Below are 10,824 nucleotides of genomic sequence, written 5' to 3'. Positions count from 1 at the left end.
CAAAACTATCTGCGATTCGGTGTTCTCATCTATTCTTAGTATAGTAAATTATCGTAAAAATACAAAACATATGTTTCGAGGAGGATCTTTTTACTTTCTCCAATGAAAAGAGGGGACCCCTCACTACGTTCGGGGTGACAGAGTGGAGGAGGAGACCCCTTGCAAAATCACCTCGAATGACACGTTACCTTGACATTTTGAGCAAGGTAAGAAATCCCCAGGAAATAAATTCATAAGTGCTGTTTTATAATTCTGCATATTTTATTTTATAATTCTATATGCTGATAAACACTACAATTTTGACAATAATCTTAATATTTGTAGGAGCTTATTATCTCTTTCTTTTTATTATTGCACTTCATACAAGAGATGTTGAGCAAAATAATTTAGAAGATTTCTTCTATTTTCTTATTATTCCTGCAAGAAATGAAGAAAAAGTTATTATTAAGACCGTTGAAAATTGCTTAAATATGGACTATGAGAATTACAGAGTCATTGTAGTTGACGATAATTCAAGCGACCTAACACCTGTTATTGTAAACAGGATAGAAAAAGTAAATTCAAAAGTTATTTTGCTCAATAATCTACCGGAAAACTCTCACAAAGGAAAAGGGTCAGTTTTAAATTTTGCTTTTAGTCAAATAAAAAATTCTATAGAGAGAAAGTTTGTTGCTCCTTTTAATCTTGATGATGATTTTCTTGATAGATTTGATAAGGATCACATAATTATTGGTGTATTTGATGCAGACGCTCGCCCAAGCCCCAATATGCTTAAAGAAATCTCTATCATATTTTCCAATTTGGATGTCGATGCTGTTCAAACTGCCGTTCGAATTTCTAACAGAGACAATTCTATACTTTCTAAGATGCAAGATATTGAATTTTTAGGTTTTAGCAGGATTATACAGAAAGCAAGGTCAAATTTTGGCAGTGTCGGGCTTGGTGGTAATGGCCAATTTACCAAATTTTCTTCACTTGAGAGACTGGGCAAAAATCCTTGGGGGTCAACCCTTACAGAGGATTTTGAATTAGGTTTGAGGTTGATATCAAAAGGAATGAAACTTTATTTCACTGACAAGGCTATAGTAGAACAGGAGGGAGTTATTTCATTTTATGCACTCTTTAGACAGAGAACCCGGTGGTTGCAGGGTCACTTCTCAAATTGGAAATATATTCCATCGGTTATAAAATCAAGTTCGCCTTTAATTACTAAAATAGACACACTTATTTATATTGTTTTTGTCTCTGTTGTTTTTCTTGTTGGATTGTCCCTTGCTTTAACTATTGCAAGCATTCTAAAAATTATTTCTATAAAAAACAGTATGCTTGAACCCTTTTTCAGTATGAATTTTATTCTGGGAATAGCCGCCATATTAGTATATTCATTTGCTTTTATACCAATGTTTGTTTACAGTATTTTTGAATTCTATAGCGAAGATAATTTCCTTAATAGATTGAGTTATGTCTTTCTTTTTGCTTTATACACATATATTTGGTTGCCTGCAGGAATTGCTGGATTATTTAGAATAATCTCAGGACAAAATGAGTGGGTTAAGACTTCCAGGGTTTCTGTTTATGAAATGCAATTAAATAGTCTTTTACTTGAAGACTTACCACCAAATGTTATTGAGAGAAGAAGATTCCCAAGATTTGTTTTTCATGTAATTGATCCAAATTTTCCATATTTCTTAGACAACATAAGTAAAGGTGGCGCAAAAATAGTCCTTTCTCGTAATTTTAACTTAAATGATGAGGTGTTAGAATTAAAAGTTCCTATTTATGGCGAAAAGAAATGTAGAATTGTCTGGAAAAATCTTCATAAGAATAAACTCGAGGTTGGTTTGGAGTTTATAGAGTAGAAGCCGTTTATCTTTTTGTTAACCCTCCTTAACAAAATGGCAAAGAATTAATATAATATAGATATGAGAAAAAATTCAAAGGAGGTATAAAAGTGGAAAGAAAACTTGACCGAGTGCAGGCTTTAATTGAAGCGGAACGTTGTCTTTATTGCTACGATGCGCCATGTGAAAAGGCGTGTCCTGCGCATGTTCCGGTGCCTGAGTTTATTCAGTCAATCCGTTCAGGAAATCTTAAAGGTGCAAGGGAACTTGTAAGCCTTGCAAATCCTTCGATTGAAGTTTGCGGAGAAGTTTGCCCCGAAGAGCAGTTCTGCCAATCTGTTTGCACAAGGGCTCAAATTGATTCTCCTATTAGAATTAGGGAACTTCACAAATTTGTTACCGACAATGTGAAACTATCTGATCTCGAGTTTGATTTACCGCCTCTAAACGGCAAGAAGGTTGCAATTGTTGGTGGTGGTCCTGCAGGGCTTGCCTGTGCAAGGGAACTTAGAAGATTTGGTGTAAAGTCTGTTATCTTTGAGAAGAAAGAACTTGGTGGCATTCCTGTTCAGGAGATTTCAAAGGAAAGGCTCCCCGAGGAGATTGCAAGAGGAGAGGCAAAACAGATCCTTAAAATCTATGATGCAGAAGTGAAAGACGAGAAAATAACAAGCCTAAGCGAACTTGGGCAGGGATTTGATGCTGTTTTTGTTTCAACAGGTTTAACAGAGGAACTTGAACTTGATATCCAGGGTGTGAATCTTCCAAATGTGTATACGGCAAGAAAACTCTTAAAGACTATTAAGTCAGGTATGAAGACTGGTCTTGGTAAGAGAGTTGGCGTTATTGGTGGTGGAAATGTTGCAGTGGAAGTTGCTGCAGCACTTAAGAGAGAAGATCCTTCAAGAGATGTTGAGGTTGTCTATAGAAGAGGCTTAAAAGAGTTACGGGCATTTAGAGATGAAATTGAGGAAGCACTCGAACTTGGTGTTACATTCCAGTTCCTTGCAATTCCGCTTGAGATTAAAGGAAGCGATAAAGTTGAAGGTATTGTTGTAAGAAGGGCACGTTTGGGTCCACCTGATGAAAAAGGGCGAAGGACTTTTGAGGAGGTGCCTAACTCTGACTTCTTTATCCCATTTGATAGCATAGTCATTGCAATTGGTCAGAAAGCATCCGACATATTCCCTGAACTTGAGAAAACTCCAAATGGTCTTATTAAGGTAAACGAGGATCTTGAGACTTCAAAGAAGGGCGTATTTGCAGGCGGTGATATTGTAAGAGGAGCTTCAACAATTGTCGAATCTGTTGCCGACGGTAAGAAGGCAGCACAGTCAATTTTAAAATACTTAGGAGGACAAAATGTTTAAGAAAGTTGATATATCAATTGATTTTTTAGGCATTCACCTTGATTCTCCTTTTATTCTTTCCGCTGCACCCCCAACTGACGAGCTTGAGATGGCGGAGCGTGGGCTTGAAGAGGGCTGGGCAGGAGTTATTCTTAAGACAACATCCGTTGAAGGGAACCCCGTTGATCTTAAAAACCCGATGATGTCCTCTTTTGGTCCAATGAGTAAAAAGGTCGTTGGGCTTGGAAATATCGACCTCATATCCCATCACCACATCGATGTTGTTGAAGAGCGTGTAAAATACCTTAAGAAGAAGTTCCCAAACAAGATGATTGCAGCATCCATTATGGGCGCATCCAAAGAAGACTGGCAAACGCTTGTTTGGAGGCTTAAGAAGGCAGGTGCAGACCTTATTGAGTGTTCCTTCAGTTGTCCTCAGGGAAGTATGGGCGAAGAGCCAGGAAAAATGCTTGCCCAGAGTATTGAGGCAACCGAAAAAGTCACTCGCTGGGTAAAAGAAGCAGCCGATACAACACCAGTCCTCATAAAGATTACCCCTCAGGTTACTGATATTGTTGAGGTTGCAAAGGCAGTAAAAAGAGGCGGTGCGGATGGTATCACTGCTTCAAATACGATACCTTCTCTTCTTGGTGTTGATATATACACATTTGAGCCATATCCAACCCTATTTGGCGAAGGTGCGTATTCAGGACTTTCAGGTCCTGCAATTAAGCCTATCACATTGAGGACAATCGCAGAGATTGCAAAGAATGTTGACATTGTCATATCTGGAAATGGTGGTGCATTCAATTGGCGCGATGCAGTTGAGTTTATGGCAGTAGGTGCTTCAAATGTCCAGTTCTGCACACTTCCAATGCACTACGGCTTTAGAACGATAAGAGACCTGAAGAGTGGCCTTGAGCACTACCTTAAGGAAATGGGATTCTCAAGTCCAATGGAGATAGTTGGAAAGGCTTTGAAGAATATAAAGAACCAGGAGGAACTTGTAAAACCTGAAACGAGGTCTGAAATTGACCTTGATAAGTGCATTGGCTGTGGTGTTTGCTATGTTGCATGTAATGACGGCGGTCATATGGCAATTTCTTGGGATAGCGTTAACCGTAAGCCATCTGTGAATGAGGATAAGTGCACTGGTTGTGCAATGTGCATGCAGGTTTGCCCTGTTGATGCAATAAGAATGAGAGAAAAGTTAGATTCCAAGGTGCATTACTTTGCGGAAAGAAGGTGAAAACTTGAAAGAAGTGAACATCAATTTCAAACTTAACGGAAAGGACTACAACCTCACAGTCCCTTCGAACCTTACTCTCCTTCAGATCATTCGTGAAAAACTTGGTATAACCGGGACAAAAAGAGGCTGTGGAAAAGGAGAATGTGGTGCCTGTACCGTTATATTTAATGGGAGAACTGTAACATCCTGCCTTGTGCTTGCACCTAAAGTGGATGGGGCAGAAGTTATTACTGTTGAAGGCATTGGAACTTATGAAAATCCTCATCCAATCCAAAAGGCGTTTGTGGAAGAGGGGGCAGTCCAGTGTGGCTTCTGCACACCGGGTTTTGTTGTTTCAACATACTATCTTCTTTCTAAAAACCCTCATCCAACAGAGGAAGATATTAGAGATGGTCTATCTGGGAACCTCTGCAGGTGCACAGGCTACATTAAGATTATAAATGCAGTTAAAAAGGCATCGGAAGAGTTGAATGGGTAAAAAGATCTCAGGAGTTTTATTATCTGCTGGGAAATCTGAAAGAATGGGGGAGATGAAAGCGCTTCTCCCCCTTGGAGATAAACTTGTCATAGAAAAACTCATAGAAGAATACAAAAATAGCAAAATTGACGAACTTGTTGTAGTTGTAGGCTATAACGGTAAAAAACTCGAATCGGTTATAAAGAGCCTGTTCCCAACGGATTTTGTAAGAGTTGTCCATAATGAAAACTACGAGGAAGGCATGTTCTCATCTGTTGTAGCGGGTGTTAAAGAGGCAAAATATGACAATATCCTTCTTGGTCTTGTTGATAACCCCCTTATTAATAGCGAGATAATAGATATGATACTTAAGGAATTTGACTTTGAACACATTGTTATCCCATCTTTTGAGAAAAAGGGAGGGCATCCTGTAGTATTCCCGAAGATTATAAAAGATGAAATTTTGTCCAAAAAATATAGCACGCTTAAAGATGTTTTTGATAAGTTCAAAGACCGGATTGTCTATGTCGAGGCACCGAAGGAAGTAACTATTGATATGGATACAAGAGAGGATTACGAAAAAATCCTCCGATACTTAGAAGGAGGCACCTTATGATTAATGTTTACGAAAAGATGGCTGAACTTGTAAAAAGTGGCACTGAATTTGTGTTTGTTGTGGTGGTTAATGCTGAATCTTCTACTGCAGGCAAAAAAGGTTTTAAGATGGTTGTTCTTAAGGACGGCACATTTTACGGGACTGTTGGTGGCGGAACACTTGAGAAAGACGCACTTGAAATCGCAAAGGAACTCTTTAAGACAAAAGGCACATACTATAAGAAATATGTTCTCAAGGAGGGAGACCCTCTCTCTCTGGGAATGGTTTGCGGTGGGGAGGTAGAGTTGTATTTTGAATATGTAGGGACAAAAAAACAGATGGTGATATTCGGAGCAGGACATCTTGGAAAGGCGATATACGAAGTTGCAAAGGTCTCAAATGAATATGAATTTTTAGTTGTTGACGAAAGACCTGAATTTGCAAATACTGAAAACTTCCCCAATGCTACGGTTTTTTCAGGCACAGGAGTCTATAGGAAAGTTGCAGAACTTCCCATTCGTGAAGGAGCAGAAGTTGTTATCCTTACACCAGGTGGCGAAAATGATCCATATATCCTTAAAGGGCTATACGATAAAAATATCTCATACACATATATCGGGATGATCGGAAGCCTTAATAGAAGAAACAAGTGCTTTGAGAAGGCATTAGAATTGGGAGTTTCTAAGGAATTTCTGGATAAGATTTTTGCACCTGTTGGACTTGCTATTGGCTCTGAGACACCATTTGAGATTGCGATTGCAATTTTAGGTGAGATTATTGCCCTCAAAAAGGGCTATATTGATAAAGTTTTGACAGAAAGGAGTGCCCATGAAAGAACTTGATTACTTTTATCCAAAAACATTGGATGAAGCGCTTCACATTAAAAATGAATTAAAAAGTGGCATAAGAGTCATTGCTGGTGGAACTGACCTTGTTGTTCGCTTGAAGCAGGACCAGGTTGCTGAAGACAAACTCCTCGACATAACTAAAATTCCTGAACTTAAAGGCATAGAGGATAGAGGCGATACAATCTATGTTGGCGCAGGGACAACCCACACCGAGTTGCTTGAACATCCCCTTATTAAGAGTGCAGCACCAATCCTCTTTGATGCGGTAAAGACAATTGGCTCGCCCCAAATAAGAAATATAGGGACTATTGGTGGAAACATTGCAAATGCATCTCCTGCAGGTGACTCAATTCCTGCACTTTTTGTGCTTCTTGCAAAACTTCACTTAAGAAGTGTTGACGGAAGTAGAACTGTAGCAATCGAGGATTTCTTCCTTGGTCCTGGAAAAACTGCAATTAAGGATAACGAAATTATAATGGGTGTTGAGTTTGAGAAAATGAAGGATAATGAGATTGGCTTCTTTAGAAAAGTAGGTCAAAGGAAAGGAACTGCAATTTCCATTGTAAATGCGGCTGTAAGGCTTGAAAAAGATTCGACACCAAATAAGTTTTCCAAAGCGTATGTTGCACTTGGTGCCGTTGCTCCTACTGTTGTGAGGGCAAAAATTGTTGAAAATGCGCTTCAGAGTGAGACTTTAGACTCGCTTGATAAGATTATGTATATTGCAAGGCTTGTCTTTAGAGAGGTATCGCCCATATCTGATGTAAGAGGCTCTCTTGAATACAGGCGGGATGTTTCAATAAACATAGTCTATGAAGGGCTTGCGGACCTCTTTTTAAATGGTTTTAGGAGGTAGTTATGGAAGAAAGATACATAGGAAAGCCAATTCCTCGAATTGATGCACTTGAAAAAGCAACAGGCAAAATTAAGTATATGTCTGACCTTTCTTTCCCGAATATGGCTTTTGGAAAAGTCCTCCGCGCAAAATATCCCCATGCAAAGATTCTCAAAATCGATACATCAAAAGCAGAGGCACTTCCAGGTGTTATTACTGTTATTACCCATAAGGATGTCCCTGGAGTAAATGGTTTTGGTATTGTTGTTCCTGATATGCCGGTCCTTTGCAAAGACAAGGTTCGATATATTGGCGATGCTGTTGCAGCAGTAGCAGCGGAGACTGAAGAAATTGCAGAAAAAGCCATAAAACTCATCGATGTGGAGTACGAGCCTTTGCCTGTTGTAGATGACCCAGAAGAAGCAATGAAGGAAGATGCACCGAAAATTCACGAAGAGGGGAACATACATTTACATACCGAGATAACCCGAGGAGATGTGGAAAGCGCCTTTAAAGAGGCAGATTTAATAATTGAGGAGACATTTTTTACAGGAAGGCAAGATCATACACCGCTTGAAACAGAAGGTGGGGTTGCTTTTGTTGATGAGGAAGGGAACCTCAATGTCTATGTTGGCTCTCAATATCCTCAAAGAGACCAACTTCAACTTGCAAGGTGCCTCAACTGGAACCCCAAAAAGATAAGGGTTGTTTCCTATCCGGTTGGTGGTGCCTTTGGGCGTAAGGACGAACTTTCAATCCAGCCCATACTTGCACTTCTTGCAATTAAGGCAAAAAGACCTGTAAAAATGACCCTCTCAAGGGAAGAATCTATTATTGCATACTGGAAAAGACATCCCTTCAAGATGCGTTACAAAGTTGCCTTTAAGAAAGATGGAACACTTCTTGGTGTTGATGCCTACCTTGTCGAGGATAAAGGGGCGTATTCGTCTCTGGGTGGACCAGTTTTAAACCTTGCCGTTGAACATGCATGTGGTCCTTACAGGGTTGACAATGTGCATGTCGATGGATATGCCGTATTTACAAATAACGGTATTGCAGGTGCATTCCGTGGGTTTGGTGCGCCTCAAACAGCATTTGCCATAGAAACCATAATGGATATTGCATCCCGTAAGCTGGGTATTGATCCAATTGAACTTCGAAAGAAAAATGCCTTAAGAAAAGGAGACCGAACCTCAATAGGGAATGTCCTTACAACATCTGTTGGAACTGAACTTGTTCTTGACGGTATTAAGGAATCAAATATCTGGAAAAATAGAGTTGCACTCAAAAAAGAGTCTCCGAAGCCCTGGCTTAAGCGGGGTGTCGGAATGGCGCTTACCTATCAGGGAACAGGTCTTGGTGTTGGCATACCTGATTATGGCGGTGCAATCCTCAATATGAACGAAGACGGTGGCTTTACCGTAAGAATTGGAACAGTTGACTACGGACAGGGCATTGGCACTTCGTATGCACAGATTGTTGCAGAGGCAATGAATTGTCCTATTGAAAAAGTAAAGGTAATTCTTGGTGATTCGTTCCTTACAGCGGATTCTGGACCAACGAGTGCTTCCCGTGGAGTTTATACTGGTGGAAAGGCTGCTGTAATTGCTGCTGATAAAATGAAAGAAGTTTTAAAGAGTAAAGCATCCGAACTTCTTCACACAGACCCTGAAAAACTTTCATTCGACTTTGGATATATCGTAGATAGAGAAACAGGAAACAAAGTCTCATATGAAGAACTTGCAAAGGCATTTAAGGAAAGTGGGAACCTCCCCGAAACTGAAGGCTACTTCCTTGTGCCAACTGCAGATATAAAACTTGAAAATGCATTTGGGCTTCCTCACCACATCTTTGCATTCTCAGCACATGCTGCCTATGTTGAAGTGAATACTCTTACAGGTGAAGTGTCTGTTATAGAGGGGGCTGAAGCGGTGGATGGCGGTGTAATCATAAACAGGCAGGGATACGAAGCGCAGGTTGAAGGTGGCTTTGTGATGGGTATGGGATATGGACTTATGGAACATGTTATTATTGAAAATGGAATTGTTAAAAATCCTAACTTCTCAACATACATTATCCCAACAATTAAAGATGCGCCTCGTAGAATTGAAGCAATCCCTGTCATAAACCCTGAAGACACTGGTCCCTTTAGGTCCAAAGGTATTGCTGAAACTGTTATGGTTGCAACTGCGCCTGCTATAACAAATGCAATTTATGATGCAACAGGTGCAAGAATCTTTAGAATTCCTGCAACACCTGAGGTTGTTTACTTTGCAATTAAGGAGAGTCAAAATGAGGACATTGATTAAAAACATCGATACCCTTGCAACCTTTGACAAAGATGGAAGAGAACTAAAAGACGCCTGGATTGAAATTGAGGATAATGTCATAAAAAATATAGGAACTGGCTCTGTACCTGATGGTCATTTTGATAAGATTATCGATGCAAAAGGTATGGTGATGCTTCCAGGATTTGTGAATACCCACCACCACTTCTATCAGTCTCTATTCAGGGCAGTCCCTCAAGTCCAGGATGCAAAGCTTTTCGACTGGCTTGTGTATCTTTATGAAAGATGGAAATACATTGACGAAGAAGCCGTTTACATCTCCTCGATTGTTGCAATCCTTGAAATGATGAAATCGGGTGTAACAACCACAACTGACCACCTATACCTTTTTCCAAAGGGGCATCCAAATCTCTATGATGCAGAGGTTGAAGGTGCAAGATTAACTGGCGTTAGATTCTACGGTACAAGAGGAAGTATGTCTCTTTCAAAGAAAGACGGAGGGCTTCCACCTGATTCAGTTGTGCAGACAGAAGAAGAGATTTTAAAGGACTATGAAAGGGTTGTAAAACTCTATCACGATCCAAAACCGTTTTCAATGAGCAGGGTTGCACTTGCGCCATGCTCTCCTTTTTCTGTTACAAAAGAACTTATGATTCTTACAAGGGAATTTGCAGAGAAAAACGACCTTCTCTTGCACACTCATCTTGCGGAAACAAAGGATGAGGATGAATTTTGTATAGAGAAGTTTGGAAAACGCCCCGTTGATTATATGGAGGAATTGGGCTGGCTTTCGGATAGGGTGTGGTTTGCACATCTTGTCCATCTTAATGACAGCGATATAAAGAAACTTTCAGATGCAAGGGTCGGTATGGCGCATTGCCCTACGTCAAATATGAGGCTTGGCTCAGGAATTTCGCCTGTTGTAAAGATGAAAAATACCAATATGCGAATTGGTCTTGCTGTTGACGGGAGCTCTTCAAACGATACAGGCAATTTCCTTCTTGAGATAAGGAATGCGATGCTTCTTCAAAGGGTTGCATTTGGCGAGAGTGCTTTAACTGCAAGAGAAGCGCTCAAGATTGGGACATTAGGCGGCGCAAAGGTCTTAAGATGGGACAACGAGATTGGTTCGATAGAGGTAGGTAAGGCAGCAGATATAATTGGTTTCAAACTTGAAGGCAAACTTGAATTTGCAGGCGGACTTTCAGATCCCGTTGGTGCACTTGTCTTTTGTGATGCAAAGAGTGTTGATTTCTCAATGATAAATGGCAATGTAGTAATCGAGGACGGACACTTCGTTCATATTGATATTGAGAAATACATCGCAAAACAAAACGAAATTTCAAAGAAATTGCTATCAAT

Annotated in this window: 9 protein-coding genes; all 9 read left to right on the top strand. The window is 40.1% G+C overall.

Annotated features, from left to right (window positions below; translation table 11 throughout):
* Positions 1-278: 278 nt before the first annotated feature.
* The gene (locus JHC30_08400; GenBank protein ID MCI4464161.1) at positions 279-1,859 is read left to right on the top strand and encodes a glycosyltransferase; all 1,581 of its coding nucleotides are present in this window, start codon (positions 279-281) and stop codon (positions 1,857-1,859) included.
* 92 nt (positions 1,860-1,951) lie between these two features.
* The gene (locus JHC30_08395) at positions 1,952-3,211 is read left to right on the top strand and encodes an FAD-dependent oxidoreductase (protein ID MCI4464160.1); all 1,260 of its coding nucleotides are present in this window, start codon (positions 1,952-1,954) and stop codon (positions 3,209-3,211) included.
* Positions 3,204-4,439, top strand: a complete 1,236-nt coding sequence (gene preA, locus JHC30_08390; protein ID MCI4464159.1) for an NAD-dependent dihydropyrimidine dehydrogenase subunit PreA — start codon at positions 3,204-3,206, stop codon at positions 4,437-4,439. Before JHC30_08395 ends, preA begins: the two co-directional genes overlap by 8 nt.
* A gap of 4 nt (positions 4,440-4,443) precedes the next feature.
* Complete coding sequence (locus tag JHC30_08385; protein MCI4464158.1) at positions 4,444-4,917, top strand: (2Fe-2S)-binding protein; 474 nt, start codon at positions 4,444-4,446, stop codon at positions 4,915-4,917.
* Positions 4,910-5,512: a nucleotidyltransferase family protein gene (locus JHC30_08380; GenBank protein MCI4464157.1), complete on the top strand. Its 603-nt coding sequence runs from the start codon at positions 4,910-4,912 to the stop codon at positions 5,510-5,512. The genes JHC30_08385 and JHC30_08380 overlap by 8 nt, the downstream gene beginning before the upstream one ends.
* The gene (locus JHC30_08375) at positions 5,509-6,333 is read left to right on the top strand and encodes an XdhC family protein (protein ID MCI4464156.1); all 825 of its coding nucleotides are present in this window, start codon (positions 5,509-5,511) and stop codon (positions 6,331-6,333) included. Before JHC30_08380 ends, JHC30_08375 begins: the two co-directional genes overlap by 4 nt.
* Entirely contained in the window at positions 6,320-7,195 is an 876-nt protein-coding gene (locus JHC30_08370; GenBank protein ID MCI4464155.1) for a xanthine dehydrogenase family protein subunit M, read from the top strand. Before JHC30_08375 ends, JHC30_08370 begins: the two co-directional genes overlap by 14 nt.
* A gap of 2 nt (positions 7,196-7,197) precedes the next feature.
* Entirely contained in the window at positions 7,198-9,483 is a 2,286-nt protein-coding gene (locus JHC30_08365) for a molybdopterin-dependent oxidoreductase (protein MCI4464154.1), read from the top strand.
* Positions 9,467-10,824 (top strand): 8-oxoguanine deaminase (locus JHC30_08360; GenBank protein MCI4464153.1); only part of this gene is annotated, 1,358 nt, incomplete at its 3' end. The genes JHC30_08365 and JHC30_08360, both read left to right, overlap by 17 nt.

Origin of the sequence: Caldisericum sp., from assembly GCA_022759145.1 — a bacterium.
Lineage (GTDB): Bacteria > Caldisericota > Caldisericia > Caldisericales > Caldisericaceae > Caldisericum.
This window is presented reverse-complemented; position numbering and strand designations above follow the sequence as displayed.

Excerpts from the sequence above, each read along its gene's own strand:
- JHC30_08375 (MCI4464156.1), top strand. The coding sequence starts at position 5,509 with ATGATTAATGTTTACGAAAAGATGGCTGAACTTGTAAAAAGTGGCACT.
- JHC30_08400 (MCI4464161.1), top strand. The coding sequence starts at position 279 with ATGCTGATAAACACTACAATTTTGACAATAATCTTAATATTTGTAGGA.
- JHC30_08380 (MCI4464157.1), top strand. The coding sequence starts at position 4,910 with ATGGGTAAAAAGATCTCAGGAGTTTTATTATCTGCTGGGAAATCTGAA.
- JHC30_08365 (MCI4464154.1), top strand. The coding sequence starts at position 7,198 with ATGGAAGAAAGATACATAGGAAAGCCAATTCCTCGAATTGATGCACTT.
- JHC30_08370 (MCI4464155.1), top strand. The coding sequence starts at position 6,320 with ATGAAAGAACTTGATTACTTTTATCCAAAAACATTGGATGAAGCGCTT.
- preA (MCI4464159.1), top strand. The coding sequence starts at position 3,204 with ATGTTTAAGAAAGTTGATATATCAATTGATTTTTTAGGCATTCACCTT.